This window comes from Saccharothrix lopnurensis (assembly GCF_042658445.1).
Classification (GTDB): Bacteria; Actinomycetota; Actinomycetes; order Mycobacteriales; family Pseudonocardiaceae; genus Actinosynnema; species Actinosynnema lopnurensis.
The window spans coordinates 168,027-187,424 of sequence record NZ_JBHSQO010000008.1; the positions used below are offsets into that span (position 1 = coordinate 168,027).

Below are 19,398 nucleotides of genomic sequence, written 5' to 3' on the forward strand. Positions count from 1 at the left end.
CGGGGTATGTCCTCGTGGCTGGTGCCGGTGGCGGTGGCGGTGGTCGTCGTGGTGTGGGCCGGGGTCCGGCACGCCCAGGCGGCCCGGTCGGACGCGTTGTTGGACGAGCACGCGCGGCGCCGGGTGGCGCCGGGGGCGGCGGCGGTCTCCCCGGTGGCGGTGTGGCGGGAGGCCAACCGGTTGTTCCGGTGCGGGGACCGGGAGGGGTTGCTGCTGCTGGCCGAGATCGGCCGCCGGGTGCCGCGCCGGCGGCAGGCGGTGGTGGACACGTGGTTGGCGGCGCTGCGCGGCGGGGTAAGCCGGGGCCTGGACGTGGAGTGGCGGTCGCGGGTGCAGCGGGAACTGGTGTCGCACCTGCGGCCGGGCGGCGACTTCTGGCCGGGCATGGACGTGGTGGCGCCGGGGGCGATCCTGGTGGACCTGGACCTGTCGGGGTGCCGGGTGGGCCGGGTGGACCTGGTGGGCGCGGTGTTCGTGGGCGACGCGCGGTTCGGGGCGGCGACGGTGACGGGGGACGCGGACTTCTCGGGGGCGCGGTTCCTGCGGCACGCCGTGTTCACCGACGCGCTGTTCGCCCGGTCGGCTTCGTGGTCGCTGGCGGTGTTCACGGGCAACGTGTCGTGGCGGTCCACGCAGGTGGCGGGATCGCTGGTGGCGGCCGGGGCGAAGGTCTCGGGGCGCGCGGACCTGCGCGGCGCGGAGGTGTACGGCACGGCGGACTTCCGACGGGCCCGGTTCGGGGGCCGGGCGCTGTTCGGCGGGGTGGTGCTGCACCGGGACGCCCTGTTCGGGCACGCGTGGTTCCGGGGCCGCACGGACGTGGGGTCCGCGCTGATCGGGGAGTCCGCGGAGTTCGACCACACCCGCTTCGGCCGCCGGGTGCTCAGCGGCGACCAGGGCGATCAGCGGGCCTGACCGGCACGCCGGCGGTGCCCGGCGACGTGGACGCGGTTGGCGCAGCGGGTGGTGCAGTAGCGACGGCGACCGTTGCGGGAGGTGTCGACGTAGGCGGTGACGCAGCCGGGGCGGGCGCAGCGGCCCAGGCGCGAGGGATCGTCGCAGACGGCGTGGGCGAGCCCGGCGGCGGTGAAGGCCCGCACGCGGTGCGGGGTGGACGCGTCCTCGGGGGCGAAGTGCAGGTGGGGCGCCCGGTCGTCGTGGGTGGAGACGTAGGGCTTGCTGGCGGTGTCGGCGAGCAGCGCGTTGACCAGGTCCACCCGTCCGGGACCGGCGTCGAAGACGGGGGAGAGGCGGGCGGCCCAGTCGGTGAGCTCGCGGGCCTGCGCGGCGTCGAGGTCCCCCAGGGGCTGGTAGCCGTGCTCGCGCAACAGCCGCAACAGCTCCTCGGGGCCGCTGCCGGGATCGGCGTTGACCAGGGCGGAGGCGAGTTCGGCCGCGGCCCCGCCGTAAGGGTTGAAATGCACTGAACCATGACACCACGCTGGGTGCCGTGATCTCCAGGTGCCCCGCGTGCGGGTGGCCCAGCGCCGAACACGTCCGTCCCGTCTCCTCCCACCCCGTCTCCTCCCACGGCGTGGTCGACTACCTGCGCTGCGTCTGCGGGGTCTGGCTCGTGCTGGAACAGGGCCGGGTGGTGGCCGCCGCGGGCAGGCGCGCACCGGGCGTCGGATAGTGTCCCGTCCTCGTGAACCGCCCCCACCGCCGCCGCTCCGACAACCGTCGGGAGCTGCTGTGCGACTGCGCCATCTCGGTGCTGGCCGCGGAAGGCGGCCGGGGACTGACCCACCGGGCCGTCGACCGGGCCGCCGAGGTGCCCGAGGGCACCACCAAGAACTACTTCCCGACCCGCGAATCACTCCTGGAAGCCGCCGCCGGGCGCATGACACGGCTGCACGCCGAGGCGGTGGGCCGCCTGCGGGACACCACACCACGCGGCATCACCCCGACCGAGGTGGCCCGGCTCTACCCCGGGCTGCTGCACCGCGCCGTGCGCGAAGACCCCACCCAGCTGCTCGCCATGGTCGAGCTGTACCTGGAGGCCGTGCGCCGACCCGGCGTGCGCGAGGCACTGGGCCGCATGGCCTCGTCCAACGCCCGCGCCTCCGCCGGACTCCACACCGCCGCCGGCCTCCCCGGCTCCCCACGCGACGCCGGCGTGCTCGACGCCTACTTCCTCGGCACCGCCGTGACCCTGCTGGCCCTGCCCGACGAGGCACTGCGCACGGTGGGCATGGACGACCTGCACGCCCTGGGCACCCGGCTCTTCCACGCCGCCGTCCCCGGCACCCCCGACGACGACCCCGCACACCACCAGGCAGGTCCGACCGGATGACACCGGAACCCGACCACCCCTCCCCGACGACACAGGGTTCGCCCCGAGCGGACACCACGGGAACCCCCGAGGCCCTAGGTTCGACCCCATGGTGATCAAGGAAACCACCGGCGCCGTCGACGGCACCGCCGCCGGCACCGCCGCCGGCGTGCGGTACGTGGCACTGCCCCCCGCCCACGGACCGACCGACCGCCTCGTGCTGCTGTGGCACCTGGTCGGCCAACCCGGCACCCCCGAGGACATGGCGACCGCACTGCCCCTGCACGACGTCCCCGCCTGGCGCGTCTACCCCGCCCTCCCCGCCACCACCCCACCCGACACCGCCGGCGCCAACCCGATCACCGACTGGTACGCACCCCTCGTCGAATCCTCGGTCGCGGCGGTGCCCGCACTGCTCGACCACCTGCGCGACCGCCTCGGCACCACCCCCGCACCGGTGGACCTCGTCGGCGGCTCGGCCGGCGGGCACATCGCCCTGCTGACCGCCGCCCGCCGCCTCACCCCGGTGCGCCGCATCGCCGTGGTCAACCCCGCCGTCACCGCCGAAGCCGTCGTCGACGCCTCCACCGCCCACCACGGACTGCACCACGACTGGACCCCCGCCGCCCGCGACGCGGCCCGCGACCTCGACGTCCTCGCCCACACACCCCACTGGCCCGCCCCGCTGCTCGTGGTGCGCGGCGACCAGGAATACCCGGAGTTCCGGCCCGTCCAGGACGCCCTGCACGCGGCCGTACCCGGCTCCCGCCTCGTCCAAATACCCGGACTCGCCCACCCCCTCGTCTCCCACACCGACCTCATCGACGCCGAGGTGACCGCGTGGCTGGCCTGATCGTCGTCACCGGCGGAAGCCGGGGCATCGGCGCCGCCGTCGTGCGCCGCGTCGCCCGCGACGGCAACCGGGTCCTCATCGGCTACCGCGCCGCCCGAACCCAGGCCGAAGACCTCGCCCGCGAGGTCGACGGCATCGCGATGCGCGTCGAGGTCTCCGACGAAGCCGACGTGGAAGCCCTGTTCGACACCGCCGCCGACCTCGGCGGACCCACCGGCGTGGTCATCAACGCCGGCATCACCAGCCCCGTCGGCCCACTGGCGCACCTCCGCACCGCGGACCTGCGCCGCGTCCTGGACGTCAACGTCCTCGGCGCCCTGCTCTGCGCCCGCCGCGCGGCCCGCGACCTGCGCCGAGGCGGATCCATCGTCTCCCTGTCCTCCGCCGCCGCCACCCTCGGCGCACCGGGGGAGTACGTGCACTACGCGGCCGGCAAAGCCGCCGTCGAGGCCATGACCGTCGGCCTGGCCAAGGAACTCGGCCCCCGCGGCATCCGCGTCAACGCCGTCGCCGCCGGCACCGTGCGCACCACCATCCACGAACTCTCCGGCGTACCCGACCGCCCCGACCGCGTCGCCCCCCTCATCCCACTGGGCCGCGCCGGCGAACCCGAGGAGATCGCCGAAGCCGTGGCCTGGCTCCTCAGCGACGCCGCCTCCTTCACCACCGGCGCCGTCCTGCGCGTCAGCGGGGGACTGTGAACACCACCGACCCCACCGACTTCATCCGCGCCACCACCACCCCCCGCCCCGTACCCCTCACCCCCGAACTGCACCTGCACACCGCCGACGACATCACCACCCTCTGGCACGACACCGGCACCCCCGAACCGCCCTTCTGGGCCTTCCCCTGGGCCGGCGGCCAAGCCCTCGCCCGCCACGTCCTCGACCACCCCCACCTCGTCACCGGCCGCACCGTCCTCGACCTCGCCTCCGGCTCCGGCCTCGTCGCCCTCGCCGCCGCCCACGCCGGCGGCCACGTCACCGCCAACGACACCGACCCCCTCGCCGCCGCCGCCATCCACCTCAACACCACCACCAACCACCACACCCTCCACATCACCACCCACGACCTGCTCGACACCGAACCCCACGTCGACGTCATCCTCGCCGGCGACGTCTTCTACGACCGCCACATGGCCGCCCGCGTCGAACCCTTCCTCCTCGCCGCCCACCACCGCGGCACCCTCGTCCTCGTCGGCGACCCCCACCGCTCCTTCCTGCCCCGCCACTGGACCCCCCTCGCCACCTACCACGTCCCCGTACCCCGCGACCTCGAAGGCGTCGACGTCAAACCCACCACCGTCTGGCGCCCACCCGACCGACACCACCCACCACAACAGCACTGTTAGATTGGGGGAGTGGACCACCGCTTCGTCCTCGGCACCCGCCTGCGCCACCTGCTCGACCAACTCGACGCCGACCTCGCCCACGTCTACACCGGCCTCGGCCTCCCCGACTTCCGCCCCCGCTACACCCCGATCGTCCAACTCGTCCACACCCACGGACCCCGATCCATCCGCTGGCTGGCCGACACCATCGGCATCACCCACTCCGCCGTCAGCCAGACCGTCAACCAGATGCGCCGCGACGGCCTCGTCGACCTGATACCGGGGGAGGACGCCCGCCAACGCCTCGTCCACCTCACCGACCGCGCCCGCACCCTCAAACCCACCCTCGACGCCGAGTGGCACGCCACCAACGCCGCCGCCCTCCAGCTCGACGCCGAACTCCCGCACCCCCTGTCCGCCGCCGTCGACGCCGCACTGCGCGCACTGGCCGACAAACCGCTGCGCGAGCGCATCCGCGAACACCTCGACGACCCGGCCGCCGGATCGGCAGGGGACGGGCCCGAACCGCTCACTTAACATAATGTAGATTATCGGCGTTCCGGCACAGGGCGCTGACCAGGCACGGAGCAAGGGTGATCCACACCGGCCGAACACGCCGCACACGACCCGCGCACGGCCATCGCCGCGCACCGGACACCCGGGACGAGCGCACGCCGACCGATGCCGACCGCCACACCGAGGACGAGACCCGGCCACGGGGCCGGGGCGACGAGCCGGGAGCGCCTCGCACCCCGGGCGGGACCGGACCCCGCCACAGCACCCCGGAAACGTCACAGTGACGGATCGCGGGTAGAACCCCCACGAGGACCGGACACCGCGCACGGCGGCACGCCCGACACCGCCGCGATGATCAACACTCCCGGCCGGCCTCCGCACGGCGCGACCCCCGTCGACCACCGGGACCCGCAGGTACGCCCGACGCGCGCGTGCACGTCGAACACGACGTGTCGAGGACGTCCGGGCGGCCGATGAAGGGCCCCGGGAAGAGGCATCCCCCGATCGGGGCCCCAGCCCCTTCCGGACCCGTAATTCATGGATAATGGCGATTATCCATGAATTGATCATGGTCGCCGGCGGGGGGATCCGCGCGGGTGCGTCCCGCTCGGCCTCCGGGTTTTGTCGGTGCCGTGCGGTAGGAAGATCGTCATGCGCGTTGTTGCCGCCCAGGAGTCGTTCTTCCTCGCCCGTCGCCCGCGCAAGGACTCCCCCCACACGACGGCGGCGTACCGGCGTGACCTGGCGGGGATCACGGTGCTGCTGGCGGAGGCGGTGTCCACTCCCCCGGGCGAGCTGGTGGTGGAGGACCTGACGTCGGGGAACCTGCGGGCGGCGTTCGGGGTGTTCGCGGATTCGCACGCGAAGTCGTCGGTGTTGCGGGCGTGGTCGACGTGGAACCAGTTCTTGACGTTCTGCGTGGCGGAGGAGTTGGTGCCGGGCAATCCGATGGGTGCGGTGGCGCGGCCGAAGACGCCGCCGTTGGTGCCGAAGCCGTTGCGGGGTGAGGACACGCCGGAGCGGTTGTTGGCGGCGGCGGCGGAGGGGGTGCGGCGGGGGCGTGATCCGTGGCCGGAGCGGGATGTGCTGGTGTTGGCGTTGGGGTTGGTGGCGGGGTTGCGGTCGGCGGAGATGCGGACGTTGACGTTGGCGTCGGTGGTGGGTCGGCCGGGTGAGCGGCGGTTGCACGTGGCGGGTAAGGGTGGTCGGGATCGTTCGGTGCCGATCGAGCCGGCGATGGATCGGGTGATCGAGGATTACCTGGGGTCGTGTCGGCGGCGTTTTCCGCGGGCGCGGTTCGATCGGGGGTCGGCGTTGGTGCGGGATCGGCATGGGGAGCCGATCGGTCGGGGTGGGTTGGAGTACCTGGTGCGGTCGTGTTTTCGGTGGGCGGGGTTGCACGACCGGGTGCCGTCGGGGGCGAGTTTGCACGCGTTGCGGCACACGTTCGCGACGCGGTTGGCGGAGGACGGTGCGTCGGCGTCGGAGATCATGGCGTTGTTGGGTCATGCGTCGTTGGCGACGTCGCAGAACTACATCGAGGCGACGGCGAGGGAGCGGCGGGCGGCGGTGGCGGGTAATCGGACGTATGCGTCGTTGGGGCGGTTGCCGGGTTCGGGTGGGGAGTAGGTGGGTGCCGCTCCCCCGGTGGCGGGGTGGGGTGCCTTCTAGGGTGTGGGTATGCCGAGGATCGCTACTGCCGAGTTGGTGTCTCGTGAGGGTTTGTTGGAGTTCGTGCGGCCGCGTCATCGGGCGTTGTTGGTGACGCGGCGGGCTGGTGACGGGGTGCAGGTGTCGCCGGTGGCGTGTGGGGTGGACGGGGAGGGTCGGGTGGTGGTGTCGACCTATCCGGGGCGGGCGAAGTCGCGCAACGCGCGTCGTGACGGGCGGGTGTCGTTGTGCGTGTTGTCGGATGACTGGGATGGCCCGTGGGTGCAGGTGGACGGGCGGGCCGAGGTGTTGGGGTTGCCGGGGGCGTTGGAGCCGTTGGTGGAGTACTACCGGTGCATCGCGGGTGAGCACCCGGATTGGGAGGAGTACCGGGCGGCGATGGTGCGGCAGGGGAAGGTGTTGATCCGGGTGTCGGTGGAGCGGTGGGGTCCGGTGGCGACGGGTGGTTTTCCGCCGGGGTTGGTGGGCTGATCCCGGTCTGGTCGGGTGGGGCGTGTGGGTGCCGCTCCCCCGGTCTGGTTTCTTCCTCGCTGGTCAGGTGGTGTGGGTTGCCCAGGTGCCGCCCCAGCCGGTGGGGTTCTCCAGGATGGCGAAGGTGTTGCCGTCGGGGTCGGCGATGACGATCCAGCCGAGGAGGGCGGCGTAGAACTCGGTGACGGGTTCGGGTCGGGGGGTGGCGAGTTCGACGCGGCGCAGGCCGCGCGAGGGGTGGTGGGGTGTGGGCACGGTGGTGTCCCCTCGGGCGGGTGGGTCAGGAGCGTGCTCCATCCTCGGCACCGGTGAGGTGGGGTGACAATGCGCTGTTCGGTGGTGTGGGTTGGGCTGCGAGGACGGTGGCGAGGGGTTGGGGGCGGCCGAGGTGGAAGCCTTGGCCGACGCGGACGCCGAGGCGGGTGAGGACGTCGACCTGGGCGGGGCGTTCGACCCATTCGGCGACGGCGGAGAGGCCGAGGCCGCGGGCGATTTCGATGATGCCGGAGACGAGGACGGCGTCGGTGGAGCGTTCGTCGATGTTGCGGACGAATTCGCCGTCGATCTTGATGCCGGTGATGGGGAGGTGTTTGAGGTGGACGAAGGAGCCGAAGCCGGAGCCGAAGTCGTCGAGGGTGATGCGGCAGCCGAAGGCGCGTAGTTGGAGGGCGAGGGCGCGGGCGGCGTCGAGGTTGGTGACGGCGGCGGTTTCGGTGATTTCGAGGCCGAGGCGGCCGGGTGCGACGCCGGCGCCGGCGAGGCGGTCGAGGACGAAGCCGGCGAAGTCTTCGTCTTCGAGGGTGCGGCCGGAGACGTTGACGTTGAAGCGGAGTTCGGGGTCGGGGTGGGTGACGAGGGCGTCGATGGCGGTGGAGAGGACCCAGCGGTCGATGTCGAGGATGAGGTCGCTGCGTTCGGCTTCGGGGAGGAATTCGGCGGGGCCGAGTGGGGGTTGTTGGCCGTCGTCGAGGCGTAGGAGGAGTTCGTGGCCGAGGGTGCGGCGGGTGGCGAGTTGGACCATGGGCATGGCGTGGAGTTCGAGGCCGCCGCGGTCGAGGGCGGTGCGGAGGCGGTCGAGGACGGAGACGCGTTTGGCGGTGTCGGCGTAGTGGCCGGGTTCGTAGACGGTGACGCGGTTGCGGCCGGCGGCTTTGGAGGCGTAGAGGGCGAGGTCGGCGTTGGCGAGGACGAGTTCCCAGGTGTCGCCGGGGCCGTAGTGGGCGACGCCGGTGGAGACGGTGATGCGGGAGGCGGGGCCGACGAGGGGTAGGGCGGCGACGGCGTCGCGGAGGGTGTCGGCGGTGTGGGCGGCCTGGGTGAGGTCGTGGCCGGGGAGGACGACGGCGAATTCGTCGCCGCCGAGGCGGCCGATGAGGTGGGTGTGGTCGAGGCGGGTGCGCAGGGCGGTGGCGAGGGTTTTCATGAGGCGGTCGCCGACGGCGTGGCCGCGGAGGTCGTTGACGTCTTTGAAGTTGTCGAGGTCGAGCAGGAGCATGGCGCCGGAGGCGCCGGTGGCGAGTTGGCGTTCGAGTTCGCGGGTGACGGCGCGTCGGTTGGCGAGGCCGGTGAGGGGGTCTTGTTCGGCGAGGGCGAGGAGTTCGTCGTGGACGCGGCGGGCGCGGGTGATGTCGTGGGCGGTGCCGAGGACGCGTTGGGGTGTGCCGTCGGGGGCGGTTTCGACTTCGCCGAAGCACTCGAACCAGCGTTCGGTGGTGTGGTCGGCGAGGACCATGCGGTGGGTGTAGGTGAAGCCGGCGCCGGTGCGCATGGCTTCGGCGAGGGTGTTCTGGATCATGGGTCGGTCCTGGGGGTGGACCAGTTCGGTGTAGGTGTCGAGGTCGAGGGTGGTGCCGGGTGGGAAGCCGAAGAGGGCGAGGAGGGTGTCGGACCAGATGACGCGGTCTTCGGGGACGCGCCATTCCCAGGTGCCCATGCGGCCGAGGACTTGGGCGCGGCGCAGGGAGTCGGCTTCGTGGGTGGCTTCGAGTTCGCGGTCGCGCCAGGCGGTGACGTCGGCGACGCGGTAGAGGAGGCGTCCGTCGCCGAGGGGTTGGCAGGCGACTTCGAGCCAGCGGTGGCCTTGCCAGTAGGCGCTGGGGGTGAGCAGGGCGATGCCGGCGCGGGGGCCTTGGGGGGCGCCGGGCAGGAGGGTGGGCAGGGAGCTGCCGGGTGCCTGGTCGGCGGGTAGGCCGAGGATCTCGGCCAGTGCGGGGTTGACCCAGGTCAGGACTCCGTGGGGGTCGGTCACGCCGAACCCCACGTCGGCCCGGTCGAGCACCTCTCGGTGCAACGCGCCGTCGCCGTTCACGCGCTCCTCCTCGCCACCCCGGGCGTCATGATGGTGGAGATCACGTGGCGTGGGCAAGCCGGGGTGGGGTGGTGCGGGGTGACTGGGTGATCTCGGTGTGGTCGGGGTGGTGTGGTGGGGGTGGTCGGTCAGCGCAGTCGTTCCAGGCCGCGGGCGGTGTGGACGAGTTCGTCGGCGAGGCGGTGGAGTTCGGTGCGGGCGGCGCCGTCGGCGGCGGCGGTGGCGATGTCCTCGGCGGCGCAGCGGAGTTGGAAGAGCCGGTCCTGGAGGTCGGCGAGTTCGGCGGAGGAGAGGACGACGGCGTCTTCGGGGAGGCCGCCGCGTTGGACGGCGGCGCGGCGTTCGTAGGCGCGTTGTCGGCAGGGTTGGGCGCAGTAGCGGCGTGGGCGGCCGATGCGGCTGCTGTCGGGCAGGCGTCGTCCGCACCAGGCGCAGTGCCTGGCTTCTTCCCGGCGTCCCGCGACGGCCTCGGTCACCAGCTCCATGGCGGGCGACGGTATCCGGCTACCCACCGGTCACGGCAACGCCACGCCGCCAGGGCAGACTCTGGCGCTGTGACCGCGACCCACCCGTACCTGACCGGACCGCATCCCCGTGCCTATGCCCATCGGGGTTGGCACCTGGACGAGTTGGCGGGGATGGAGAACTCGTTGGCGGCGTTCGTGCGGGCGGTGCGGGAGGGGTACCGGTACCTGGAGACGGATGTGCACGCGACGTCGGACGGGGTGGTGGTGGTGCACCACGACGCGGTGTTGGACCGGACGACGGACGGGAGCGGGGCGGTGGTGGGGCAGCCGTGGTCGCGGGTGCGGCGGGCGCGGGTGGGGGGTCGGGAGCCGGTGTCGCGGTTGGAGGACGTGCTGGAGGAGTTGCCGGGGGCGTTGTTCAACATCGATGTGAAGGCGGATGCGGCGGTGGGGCCGGTGTTGGAGGTGCTGCGGCGGACGGGGTCGGTGGGGCGGGTGTGCCTGGCGTCGTTCTCGGATCGGCGGTTGGCGCGGTTGCGGCGTGGGGGTGGTGCGGGGTTGTTGACGTCGATGGGGCCGCGCAACGTGGGGGCGTTGTGGGCGTCGGGTCGGGTGGGGGTGGCGCGGTTGCCGGTGCGGGGCACGGTCGCGCAGGTGCCGCGGGTGCAGGGTCGGTTGCGGGTGGTGGACGGGCGGTTCGTGGGGGCGGCGCACCGGCGGGGGGTGGAGGTGCACGTGTGGACGGTGGACGAGGAGCCGGTGATGCGGGAGTTGTTGGACCTGGGGGTGGACGGGTTGGTGACGGATCGGCCGGACCGGTTGCGGGAGGTGTTGGTCGCGCGGGGTGCCTGGGCGGGGTGAGGCCGGGCGGGGGTGATCCTGGGTGGGGTGGTTGGGGCTGTGGGTGCCCCTCCCCCGGGTCCCCGTGGGGGTGTGCCACCGTGCGTGGGCGGGTTGGGCGCACATCGGGGGTCCGGGAGGCAACAGGTTGGTGGTGATCACCACCAACGGGGGAACCACCGGCTACAGTCCGCCCCCATGAGCGTGGCCGACAGCACCACCCCCACCGTGGACCGCAAGCGGGAGCAACGGGGTTGGACCTGGTACGACTGGGCGAACTCGGTGTTCCCGACCTCGGTGGCCCTGGTGTTCCTCTCGGGTTATCTCACGGCGGTGGCCGAGGAGGCGGCGAAGGCCGACACGGCCCGCAACGGGCCGCGGGCGTGTGCGGAGTCGGCGCTGCGCTCGTGCGACATCAGCGCGTTCGGGTTGTACTTCCCGGCCGGGTCGCTGTGGGGTTACCTGCTGTCGGTGGCCACGGTGGTCCAGGTGCTGGTGCTGCCGATCATGGGTGCGATCGCCGATCGGACGCAGAACAAGCGGCGCATGCTGGGCGCGCTGGCCTTCGCCGGGTCGACCGCGACGATCGCGCTGGCGCTGGTGTCCGGGGACAACTGGCACCTGGGTGTGGCGCTGTTCATCCTGGGCAACATCTGCTACGGCGCGTCGGTGGTGGTGTACTACGCCTTCCTGCCGGAGATCGCCGATCCCGACGAGCGCGACGGGGTCTCCGCCCGGGGTTGGGCGTTCGGTTACCTGGGTGGCGGTATCGCCCTGGGGCTGCACCTGGCGTTGTTCATCGGCCACGACGCCATCGGTCTGTCCGAGTCGGCGGCGGTGCGGGTCGCGTTCGTGCTGTCGGGGTTGTGGTGGGCCGGGTTCACCCTGATCCCGCTGGCCCGCCTCAAGCGCCACCAGGCGCCGCACGGCAGCGAGAGCGGCGCCTCGGTGATCACCGCCGGGTTCGCCGAGCTGCGCTCCACCGCCCGCCAGGCCCGCATGTTCCCGCTGACCCTGGCGTTCCTGGGGACCTACCTCATCTACACCGACGGCATCGCCACCGTCGCCAACGTCTCCGCCCAGTACGGCCGTGACGAGTTGCTGCTCGACGAGACCGTGCTGATCACGACGATCCTGATCGTGCAGTTCGTGGCGTTCTTCGGCGGGGTGCTGCACGGCCGGTTGGCCCGGTCCTGGGGTGCCAAGCGCACCATCATGGTGAGCCTGTGCGTGTGGATCGTGGTGGTGGGGGCCGCGTTCTTCGTGCAGGCCGGGCAGCAGGCGCAGTTCTACGTCCTGGCCGCCGGTATCGGCCTGGTGCTGGGCGGCACGAACGCCCTGTCCCGTTCCCTGTTCAGCCAGATGATCCCGCCGGGTCGGGAGGCGCAGTACTTCTCCCTCTACGAGGTGGGCGAGCGCTCGACCTCGTGGTTGGGGCCGCTGGTGTTCGCCGGGGTGGGGCAGGCCACCGGGTCGTTCCGGTTGGCCATCATCAGCCTGGTGATCTTCTTCGTGGTCGGGTTCGTGCTGTTGATCTTCGTGCCGGTGCGGCGGGCCATCACCGCCTCGGGCAACCCCGTCCCCGCCAAGGTCTGACCCCTGGTGGGGGACGGTTGCGGCCGTCCCCCACCAGGGGCGGGTCAGGCCGGGTCGGGCGCCGCGGGCCGGGGCGCGGCACGCCACGGCCGCAGCACCGCGACCAGCGCCGCGGCCACCACCCAGGCCCACAGGAACGTCAGCCACGACAGCCACACCGCGACCGCCCCCACCAGCGACACCACCGCCCCGGCGGCCACGCCCGCCACCGCCGCGGCCCACCAGCGGGGCCCCGGCCTCGGCGCCTCGGCGTGGAAGCCCGCCACCACCGCCGCGGCCGTGACCCACACCGGCAGCGCGAACACCGCGGTGAACCACCACGGCGCCCCCGACAGCACCGCGTGCGCCCACGGCAGCACCGCCAGCACCCCCGTCACCGCGCCCGCCGCCCGCCCCACCGCCCGGTGACCCGCCACCAGCGCCGCGAACGCCACCACCACCGGCACGTCCGCCCACCACGCCTGCGGCGGCACCCCGGAGCGCGCCACGGCCGCCCACACCTGGCCCACCATCACCAGCTGCGCCAGCAGGCCGGTCATCCCCACCAGCCGCACCAGCCCGCCCGCCGGGCGCCGCGCCCCCAGCCGCACCCGCAGCGCCAGCACCGCCGTCGCCCCGGCCTCGCCCCACCCCGGCCAGGAGTGCTCCAGGTCCAGCTCGTCGTCCCGGTCGGCCAGGAACAGCCCGACCATCTCCTCCTCGCGCTCGGCCCGGTACCAGCCCGGCAGCACCCGCAGCAACGCGCGGTACCTGCGCTCCAACCTCGACGACCCGCTCACAGCGCCCCCCTCGCCCGCAACACCGACGACGCCGCCCGCACGTTGGCCGACAGCCGCGCCACCTCCGCCGACAACTCCCGCACCCCCGTGTCGGTCAGCCGGTAGTACCGGCGCAACCGACCCTGGTGCACCTCCTCGCGGTCGGGTTCGGCCCACCCGTCGGTCACCAGCCGGTCCAGCACCCCGTAGAGGGTGCCCACCCGCAGCCGCACCCGGCCCTCCGACAACCCCTCCACCGCGCGCACGATCGCGTAGCCGTGCAGCGGTTGCTCCGCCAACGCCGTCAACACCAGGAACGCCTGTTCCGACAGACCCTTCACACCACAGGTTATATCGCGTCGCGGTATATCTCGTCGAGAGGAGTTACCCGATCTCGGCGGGGTTGGGGTGTTGTGGTCGGGATTCGTGGTTCCCAGCCTGCTGCGGACCGGAAAGCGTTGCGTTTGGGCAACACTGAAGTCACGGAAACCCCGGAACAACCACGGGCGGCCCCCGGCGGTCGATCAACGGCGGGCCGAACCCCTCCGACCACCACCGGCGCACTAGGGTGGCCCGCCGTGGAACCCGACAACCCTGCCCAGGACCCGACCGACGCGCTGTCCCCCGTGCCCGCGGCCGGCGCCGGCCGCGCCCTGTCCCCCACCGGCAGGCTGCGCTTCTTCTTCGGCCCCATGGACTGCGGCAAATCCACCCTCGCCCTCCAGATCGACCACAACCAGGCCCGCCAGGGCCGCCGCGGCCTGCTGCTGGTCCGCCACGACCGCTCCGGCGCCCCCACCATCTCCAGCCGCATGGGCCTGGCCCGCACCGCCCTGGAGGTCCACGAGGGCATGGACCTGCGCGAGGTCGTCCGCGACCGCTGGGCCCGCGGCGCCCGCGTCGACTACCTCATCGTCGACGAGGCCCAGTTCCTCTCCCCCGACCAGGTCGACCAGCTCGCCGAACTCGCCGACGACGCCCAGCTCGACGTCTACTGCTTCGGCCTGGCCACCGACTTCCGCAGCACCCTGTTCCCCGGCTCCCGACGCCTGTTCGAACTCGCCGACGAACTGCACGCCATCCAGGTCGAGGTCCTGTGCTGGTGCGGCCGCCCCGGCCGCTTCAACGCCCGCGTCCACGACGGCGAGGTCGTCCGCGCCGGCGACACCGTCCTGGTCGCCGACACCGCCGTCGTCGTCGCCGACGAGGTCCGCTACCAGGTCCTGTGCCGCACCCACTACCGCACCGGCGACCTCGGCCCCGCCACCGTCACCGGCCGCCAACTCAGCCTCACCTGACCCCCGGGAACAGGGACAGCCATGGACGACGTGCTCGACAAGGTCGGCGAACGACTCCGCCACCTCCGCACCAGCCGCGGCGCCACCCTCGCCGACCTCGCCGCCGCCACCGGCATCTCCAAGAGCACCCTGTCCCGCCTGGAGTCCGGCCTGCGCAAACCCACCCTCGAACTGCTGCTGCCCATCGCCCGCGCCCACCGCGTGCCCCTCGACGAACTCGTCGGCGCCCCACCCGTGGGCGACCCCCGCATCCGCCCCGTGCCCGTGCGCCGCAACGGCATGACCGTCCTGCCCCTGACCCAGCAGCCCGGCGGCCTCCAGGCGTACAAGATGATCATCCCGCCGCGCGGCGAACCCGACCCCCGCACCCACACCGGCTACGAGTGGCTCTACGTCCTGTCCGGCCGGCTGCGCCTCGTGCTGGCCGACCACGACGTCGTCCTGGTCGCCGGCGAGGCCGCCGAGTTCGACACCCGCCTGCCCCACTGGTTCGGCCCCGCCGACGACGAACCCGTCGAGATCCTCAGCCTGTTCGGCAGGCAGGGCGAGCAGATGCACATGCGCACCCGCCGCAAGGGCTGAGCACCCCGCCCCGCCACACTGGACCCATGACCGGCAAGCGCAGCGCGGGCATCGTGCTCCACCGCCACCACGAGGGCGAACTCCAGATCCTGCTCGGCCACATGGGCGGCCCCTACTGGTCCGGCAAGGACGCCGGCGCCTGGTCCATCCCCAAGGGGATGCCCGAGGACGACGAGGAACCCGAGACCACCGCCCGCCGCGAGTTCACCGAGGAACTCGGCCTGCCCCTGCCCCCCGGCGAGCTGCGCCCCCTGGGCGAGGTCCGCCAGGCCGGCGGCAAGCTGGTCCAGGCGTGGGCGCTGGCCGGCGACCTCGACCCCGAACAGGTGATTCCCGGGACCTACACCATGGAGTGGCCGCGCGGCTCCGGCCGGTTCCGGGACTTCCCCGAACTCGACCGCGTCGCCTGGTTTCCGCTGGTCCAGGCCAAGGAGAAGATCGTCAAGGCCCAGGCCGTCCTGCTCGACCGCCTGGAGCAGGACGTTGCGTTCGGGCAACACTGAAGTCATCGTGACGGCCAAGGACGCCGGACAACGTTTGAGTGCGGGCCGTCAGGGTGATACATCCTCGTGTCCGCTACCGTCCTGTGCCCCGGCGTCACCCGCCGTGTCCCGTTCCCGCTAGCCTTACCGAGATGACTTTGCGTGACCGCAAACATAACGGGCGTCACTACTGTCGAGTTAAACCCGATGTGACGTCGCCCTGTGTGTTCGGTCTAAGCTGTCGCAGGCGCACGACCTCTGCCAGGATTACTCCATCCGTGTGATGAAGTGAGCGAGCAGCTGGATAACGCGTCACGATCCGCCCGCGATTGCCTCCCTTGGGAGGAAGCCTTCGTTGACGGGTGAACGACGTCACTGTGGGCGACGACGACCGGAACACCGGGAACGAACGGAGCAATCCGATCGTTGCACTCGGTAGCAACAAAGCCTGGGCACCGCCCTGAGCCGAGCGAAAGGACACCGCCATGGCCGACCGCGTTCTACGGGGTAGCCGGCTCGGAGCTGTCAGCTACGAGACCGACCGCAATCACGACCTCGCCCCGCGCCGGTCGGTGCGGTACGCCTGCCCCAAGGGCCACGACTTCGAGGTCCCCTTCTCCGACGACGCCGAGATCCCCCACACCTGGGAGTGTCGACTCCACGGACAGGAGTCGAAGATCATCGACGGCGCCGTGCCCGAGGCGAAGAAGGTCAAGCCGCCGCGCACCCACTGGGACATGCTGCTGGAACGGCGCACCATCCCCGAGCTGGAGGAGCTGCTCGACGAGCGGCTCGAAGAGCTCAGGGGACGGCGCACCCGCACCGCCTGAGCCGACGCGAACGGGGGCCCGCCGGATCGATCCGGCGGGCCCCCGTTCGCGTCACGCCACCACCCCGAACACCACCGAGGCGGACACCACCGGGACGTGACCGCTCACGTCGTGGTCGAGGCGGTCGTCACCGGGGCCGGCGGCCGCCCGACGCGCCCGCCTCCGCCTTCGCCGCGAACAACCCCCGCAGCTGCGTCGCCCGGCGCCGCACACCCCACTTGGTGACCCGCCACAACGCCTCGCGCACGATGTTGCCGCTCATCTTCGACTCGCCGATCTCCCGCTCGGTGAACGTGATCGGCACCTCCACCACCCGGTGACCCAGCTCGATCGCCCGCCACGCCAGGTCGATCTGGAAGCAGTAGCCCTGCGAGGCCACCGTGTCCAGCCTGATCCGCTCCAGCACCCCCGCCCGGAACGCCCGGAACCCGCCGGTGATGTCCTTGACCCGCGCCCCCAGCGCCAGCTGCGAGTACAGGTTCCCGCCGCGCGAGATCAGCTCCCGCGACTTCGACCAGTTCACCGTGCTGCCGCCGGGCACGTAGCGCGAACCCAGCACCAGGTCGGCGCTCTCCAGCGCGTCCAGCAGGCGCGGCAGGTCCTCCGGGGCGTGCGAGCCGTCGGCGTCCATCTCCACGACCACCCCGTAGCCGCGCTCCAGCGCCCACCGGAACCCCGCCACGTAGGCCGCGCCCAGGCCCGCCTTCTCCGTGCGGTGCAGCACGTGGACCCGCTCGTCGGCGGCCGCCATCTCGTCGGCCACCCGACCGGTGCCGTCCGGGCTGCCGTCGTCCACCACGAGCGCGTGCACCCGGGGCAGGGCCGCGTGCAGCCGCTTGACGATCCTCGTGATGTTCTCCCGCTCGTTGTAGGTCGGGATCACCACCAGCACCGGCCCGAGCTCGTGGTCAGGCCGCGCCTGCTGGTCCGCCATCCGTTTCCTCCTCGCCGACACCCGCACCAGGGTCGGACGCGATCGTCGTCGTGTCACTGCCAAGCTGAACGCCGCGGCCGACAGGCCCAGGGCGGTCATCACCCACTCGGGCCACGCGCCGAGCCGGGTCGCCAGCGTAGCCTCCCGGCCCAACGAGACCTCCGCCACCAGTGCGTCGGGGGTGAACATGCCGGTCCGCCGCGTCACCGAGCCGTCCGGGGCCACGATCGCGCTGACCCCGCTGGTCGCGGCCACCACCACCGACCGGCCGTGCTCCACCGCCCGCACCCGCGACATCGCCAGCTGCTGGTAGGTCATCTCCGTCCAGCCGAAGGTGGCGTTGTTCGTCGGGATCGCGATCAGGTCCGCCCCCGCCCGCACCGAGTCCCGCACCACCCCGTCGAAGGCCACCTCGTAGCAGGTGTCGATCGCCACCCGCACCCCCGCCATGGTGAACCCCCGCGGGTCGTGACCGGGCTGGAAGTCGCTCGCCCGGTCCACCGCGCTGCTGAAGACCCGGAAGAACGACCGGTAGGGCATGGTCTCCCCGAACGGCTGCAACTGCCGCTTGGTGTAGGTGTCGGTGGCGCCCAGACCGGGCTCGAAGAGCAGCACCGTGTTGCGCGGCAGCCGGTCGTCCGGGTCGATCAGCACCGCCCCCACCGCGACGGGCGCGCCGATCGCCTCCACCGCGCGCTGGATCTGCGCCGCGGCGTCGACGTTGCGGAACGGGTCGATGTCGGAGGCGTTCTCCGGCCAGATCACCAGGTCCGGCCTGCGCTCCCGGCCCGCCCGCACGTCCTCGGCCAGCTCCAGCGTCCGCGCGACGTGGTTGTCCAGCACCGCGCGCCGCTGGGCGTTGAAGTCCAGGCCCGCGCGCGGCACGTTGCCCTGCACCGCGGCCACCACCACGTCCCCCGACGGCTCCACCCGCGCCAGCGGCGCCACCACCAGGCCCGCCGCCAGCGGCGCCACCACCCACACCGCCGCCCGCAGGCGGCCGCGGGCCAGGTGCGCGGCGCCCAGGCCCGTCAACGCCACCGCGAACCCCACCAGCGGCGCGCCCCCCACCGACGCCAGCGGCAGGTACCAGCCCTCCGGCTGCCCGAACGCGATCTTGCCCCACGGGAACCCGCCGAACGGGAACACCGCCCGCAACGCCTCGTCGGCCACCCACACCAGCGCCATCCACAGCGGTGCCCCCGGCAGCCGCGACACCAGCGCCATCACCGCCGTGCCGACCGCGATCAGCACCGCGCACACCAGCGCCAGCGGCAACCACGCGACCAGCCCCACGAACTCCCCGGTCCACCGCAACAGCGGCACGGTGAACCCCAACCCCCACACCAGCCCCACCCCGAACCCGGCCCGCGCCCGGCGCCCGTGCAGCAGCAGCCCCAGCACGGCGAACCCCAGCGGCGCCAACCACCACGCGGTGCGCGGCGGGAAGCTCAGGTAGACCAGCACCCCGCCGAGGGCCGCGAACACCACCCGCGACAGCGCGCCGCCCGGAAACCGGCGGCGGGAGGACGGGGAGTCGGCGGCGGACGGTCCCGGCGCCACGATTGGTGCGACCACCAGGTCAGCCTACGAGCCCGGCGGCGGGGCGCCCGCGCGTGGGCGGGATGCCCCCGGGCGACGAGCCGGTCACCGGAGGCGGTAGCGGTAGGCGACGGGCGTCAGGTCCGCGGGGTCCACCGACCACGGGTGCGCCACGCGCAGTACTCCCCCGCCCGCCGTCGGCGGCACCGCCGCCCGGTCCAGCTCCACGCCGGCGACCACGATCAACATCGTGTCCGGGTGGTGCTCGGCGTTGAGCAGCACCTCGTTGTGGGTCAGCACCACCTCCGCCCCCGCCGAGGTGGTGCCCTTCACCTCCACGAACAGGTGCTCGTCCCCCCGGGTCGCGTCGAGGTCATAGGACTCCCTCGCCCCGACGTCGCGCACCTCGTAGCCCTGTGCCCGCAGGTGGTCGCAGGCCATCGCCACCGAGTGCGCCTCCACGGCGAGCCGTTCGGCGTGGCTCAGGCCGAACCCCTGGCCGGAGCCGGTGCCGCGCCGCCCCGCCGCACGGGCGACGGCGGAGACCGCCTCCTCGACCTCCGGTGACGGCGCCCCCAGCGCGTACAACCGGCCCAGCAGGGAGACCATGAACCGCAGATCGGCCTCCAGCACCTCGTCGGAGGGCAC

The 19,398-nt window shown here is 72.8% G+C and carries 23 protein-coding genes and 1 pseudogene; 15 read left to right on the forward strand and 9 right to left on the reverse strand.

All coding sequences use genetic code 11. From position 1 onward, the window contains the following. Window positions 1-6: 6 nt before the first annotated feature. Window positions 7-915 (forward strand): pentapeptide repeat-containing protein, encoded by a 909-nt coding sequence (locus ACFP3R_RS10925; RefSeq protein WP_380635176.1) that lies wholly within the window; start codon window positions 7-9, stop codon window positions 913-915. Here ACFP3R_RS10925 and ACFP3R_RS10930 read toward each other — a convergent pair. After that, entirely contained in the window at window positions 903-1,424 is a 522-nt protein-coding gene (locus tag ACFP3R_RS10930; protein ID WP_380635178.1) for a CGNR zinc finger domain-containing protein, read from the reverse strand. The genes ACFP3R_RS10925 and ACFP3R_RS10930 overlap by 13 nt on opposite strands. Before the next feature lie 26 nt (window positions 1,425-1,450). On the opposite strand from ACFP3R_RS10930, the gene ACFP3R_RS10935 reads away from it, so the two are divergent. The 8 genes from ACFP3R_RS10935 to ACFP3R_RS10970 all read left to right on the forward strand — a co-directional run bounded on the left by ACFP3R_RS10935 (window position 1,451) and on the right by ACFP3R_RS10970 (window position 7,113). After that, the gene (locus ACFP3R_RS10935) at window positions 1,451-1,633 is read left to right on the forward strand and encodes a hypothetical protein (protein ID WP_380635180.1); all 183 of its coding nucleotides are present in this window, start codon (window positions 1,451-1,453) and stop codon (window positions 1,631-1,633) included. A gap of 12 nt (window positions 1,634-1,645) precedes the next feature. Continuing rightward, window positions 1,646-2,293 carry a TetR/AcrR family transcriptional regulator gene (locus ACFP3R_RS10940; protein ID WP_380635181.1) on the forward strand — a complete coding sequence of 216 codons (648 nt, stop codon included), beginning with the start codon at window positions 1,646-1,648 and terminating at the stop codon, window positions 2,291-2,293. Window positions 2,294-2,381: 88 nt separating this feature from the next. Beyond that, a complete protein-coding gene (locus ACFP3R_RS10945) occupies window positions 2,382-3,125 on the forward strand; it encodes an alpha/beta fold hydrolase (RefSeq protein WP_380635183.1) in 744 nt (247 codons plus the stop codon). Further along, window positions 3,113-3,826, forward strand: coding sequence for an SDR family oxidoreductase (locus tag ACFP3R_RS10950; protein WP_380635184.1), 714 nt, complete (start codon window positions 3,113-3,115; stop codon window positions 3,824-3,826). The genes ACFP3R_RS10945 and ACFP3R_RS10950 overlap by 13 nt, the downstream gene beginning before the upstream one ends. Next, window positions 3,823-4,476, forward strand: a complete 654-nt coding sequence (locus ACFP3R_RS10955; RefSeq protein WP_380635185.1) for a class I SAM-dependent methyltransferase — start codon at window positions 3,823-3,825, stop codon at window positions 4,474-4,476. Before ACFP3R_RS10950 ends, ACFP3R_RS10955 begins: the two co-directional genes overlap by 4 nt. Before the next feature lie 9 nt (window positions 4,477-4,485). Then, window positions 4,486-4,992 carry a MarR family winged helix-turn-helix transcriptional regulator gene (locus tag ACFP3R_RS10960; RefSeq protein WP_380635187.1) on the forward strand — a complete coding sequence of 169 codons (507 nt, stop codon included), beginning with the start codon at window positions 4,486-4,488 and terminating at the stop codon, window positions 4,990-4,992. A 630-nt stretch (window positions 4,993-5,622) separates the two neighbouring features. After that, window positions 5,623-6,600 carry a tyrosine-type recombinase/integrase gene (locus ACFP3R_RS10965; RefSeq protein WP_380635188.1) on the forward strand — a complete coding sequence of 326 codons (978 nt, stop codon included), beginning with the start codon at window positions 5,623-5,625 and terminating at the stop codon, window positions 6,598-6,600. Window positions 6,601-6,651: 51 nt separating this feature from the next. Continuing rightward, window positions 6,652-7,113: a PPOX class F420-dependent oxidoreductase gene (locus tag ACFP3R_RS10970; protein ID WP_380635190.1), complete on the forward strand. Its 462-nt coding sequence runs from the start codon at window positions 6,652-6,654 to the stop codon at window positions 7,111-7,113. A 63-nt stretch (window positions 7,114-7,176) separates the two neighbouring features. On the opposite strand, the gene ACFP3R_RS10975 is transcribed toward ACFP3R_RS10970, so the two are convergent. The 3 genes from ACFP3R_RS10975 to ACFP3R_RS10985 all read right to left on the reverse strand — a co-directional run bounded on the left by ACFP3R_RS10975 (window position 7,177) and on the right by ACFP3R_RS10985 (window position 9,906). Continuing rightward, window positions 7,177-7,368, reverse strand: coding sequence for a VOC family protein (locus ACFP3R_RS10975; protein ID WP_380635191.1), 192 nt, complete (start codon window positions 7,366-7,368; stop codon window positions 7,177-7,179). Window positions 7,369-7,393: 25 nt separating this feature from the next. Beyond that, entirely contained in the window at window positions 7,394-9,421 is a 2,028-nt protein-coding gene (locus ACFP3R_RS10980) for a putative bifunctional diguanylate cyclase/phosphodiesterase (protein WP_380635192.1), read from the reverse strand. A gap of 128 nt (window positions 9,422-9,549) precedes the next feature. Continuing rightward, a complete protein-coding gene (locus tag ACFP3R_RS10985; protein ID WP_380635193.1) occupies window positions 9,550-9,906 on the reverse strand; it encodes a hypothetical protein in 357 nt (118 codons plus the stop codon). 69 nt (window positions 9,907-9,975) lie between these two features. On the opposite strand from ACFP3R_RS10985, the gene ACFP3R_RS10990 reads away from it, so the two are divergent. Next, on the forward strand, window positions 9,976-10,749 hold the full coding sequence (locus ACFP3R_RS10990) for a glycerophosphodiester phosphodiesterase family protein (RefSeq protein WP_380635194.1): 774 nt from the start codon (window positions 9,976-9,978) through the stop codon (window positions 10,747-10,749). Between the two features lie 177 nt (window positions 10,750-10,926). Continuing rightward, window positions 10,927-12,324, forward strand: coding sequence for an MFS transporter (locus tag ACFP3R_RS10995; protein ID WP_380635196.1), 1,398 nt, complete (start codon window positions 10,927-10,929; stop codon window positions 12,322-12,324). Between the two features lie 44 nt (window positions 12,325-12,368). Here the strand turns inward: ACFP3R_RS10995 and ACFP3R_RS11000 are convergent, their stop codons facing one another. Continuing rightward, a complete protein-coding gene (locus tag ACFP3R_RS11000) occupies window positions 12,369-13,103 on the reverse strand; it encodes a hypothetical protein (protein WP_380635198.1) in 735 nt (244 codons plus the stop codon). Further along, entirely contained in the window at window positions 13,100-13,423 is a 324-nt protein-coding gene (locus tag ACFP3R_RS11005; RefSeq protein ID WP_465269989.1) for a PadR family transcriptional regulator, read from the reverse strand. The genes ACFP3R_RS11000 and ACFP3R_RS11005 overlap by 4 nt, the downstream gene beginning before the upstream one ends. 237 nt (window positions 13,424-13,660) lie before the next feature. Here ACFP3R_RS11005 and ACFP3R_RS11010 point away from each other — a divergent pair, with 237 nt between their 5' ends. From ACFP3R_RS11010 to ACFP3R_RS11025, 4 genes are all read left to right on the forward strand, one after another. Next, window positions 13,661-14,380, forward strand: coding sequence for a thymidine kinase (locus ACFP3R_RS11010; protein ID WP_380635199.1), 720 nt, complete (start codon window positions 13,661-13,663; stop codon window positions 14,378-14,380). Between the two features lie 21 nt (window positions 14,381-14,401). Beyond that, complete coding sequence (locus ACFP3R_RS11015; RefSeq protein WP_380635201.1) at window positions 14,402-14,962, forward strand: helix-turn-helix domain-containing protein; 561 nt, start codon at window positions 14,402-14,404, stop codon at window positions 14,960-14,962. A 26-nt stretch (window positions 14,963-14,988) separates the two neighbouring features. Then, a complete protein-coding gene (locus tag ACFP3R_RS11020) occupies window positions 14,989-15,465 on the forward strand; it encodes an NUDIX hydrolase (RefSeq protein ID WP_380635202.1) in 477 nt (158 codons plus the stop codon). Window positions 15,466-15,929: 464 nt separating this feature from the next. After that, complete coding sequence (locus ACFP3R_RS11025; RefSeq protein ID WP_380635204.1) at window positions 15,930-16,274, forward strand: RNA polymerase-binding protein RbpA; 345 nt, start codon at window positions 15,930-15,932, stop codon at window positions 16,272-16,274. 127 nt (window positions 16,275-16,401) lie between these two features. On the opposite strand, the gene ACFP3R_RS11030 is transcribed toward ACFP3R_RS11025, so the two are convergent. From ACFP3R_RS11030 to ACFP3R_RS11040, 3 genes and pseudogenes are all read right to left on the reverse strand, one after another. Beyond that, the gene (locus tag ACFP3R_RS11030) at window positions 16,402-17,208 is read right to left on the reverse strand and encodes a polyprenol monophosphomannose synthase (protein WP_380635268.1); all 807 of its coding nucleotides are present in this window, start codon (window positions 17,206-17,208) and stop codon (window positions 16,402-16,404) included. Window positions 17,209-17,412: 204 nt separating this feature from the next. Beyond that, window positions 17,413-18,786, reverse strand: a pseudogene (gene lnt / locus ACFP3R_RS11035) (apolipoprotein N-acyltransferase); the annotation flags it as partial. A 69-nt stretch (window positions 18,787-18,855) separates the two neighbouring features. Then, window positions 18,856-19,398, reverse strand: a complete 543-nt coding sequence (locus tag ACFP3R_RS11040) for a protein NO VEIN domain-containing protein (RefSeq protein WP_380635206.1) — start codon at window positions 19,396-19,398, stop codon at window positions 18,856-18,858.

Excerpts from the sequence above, each read along its gene's own strand:
- ACFP3R_RS11020 (WP_380635202.1), top strand. The coding sequence starts at position 14,989 with ATGACCGGCAAGCGCAGCGCGGGCATCGTGCTCCACCGCCACCACGAG.
- ACFP3R_RS11025 (WP_380635204.1), top strand. The coding sequence starts at position 15,930 with ATGGCCGACCGCGTTCTACGGGGTAGCCGGCTCGGAGCTGTCAGCTAC.
- ACFP3R_RS10925 (WP_380635176.1), top strand. The coding sequence starts at position 7 with ATGTCCTCGTGGCTGGTGCCGGTGGCGGTGGCGGTGGTCGTCGTGGTG.
- ACFP3R_RS10985 (WP_380635193.1), bottom strand. The coding sequence starts at position 9,906 with ATGGAGCTGGTGACCGAGGCCGTCGCGGGACGCCGGGAAGAAGCCAGG.
- ACFP3R_RS10965 (WP_380635188.1), top strand. The coding sequence starts at position 5,623 with ATGCGCGTTGTTGCCGCCCAGGAGTCGTTCTTCCTCGCCCGTCGCCCG.
- ACFP3R_RS10945 (WP_380635183.1), top strand. The coding sequence starts at position 2,382 with ATGGTGATCAAGGAAACCACCGGCGCCGTCGACGGCACCGCCGCCGGC.
- ACFP3R_RS10995 (WP_380635196.1), top strand. The coding sequence starts at position 10,927 with ATGAGCGTGGCCGACAGCACCACCCCCACCGTGGACCGCAAGCGGGAG.
- ACFP3R_RS11030 (WP_380635268.1), bottom strand. The coding sequence starts at position 17,208 with ATGGCGGACCAGCAGGCGCGGCCTGACCACGAGCTCGGGCCGGTGCTG.
- ACFP3R_RS11015 (WP_380635201.1), top strand. The coding sequence starts at position 14,402 with ATGGACGACGTGCTCGACAAGGTCGGCGAACGACTCCGCCACCTCCGC.
- ACFP3R_RS10970 (WP_380635190.1), top strand. The coding sequence starts at position 6,652 with ATGCCGAGGATCGCTACTGCCGAGTTGGTGTCTCGTGAGGGTTTGTTG.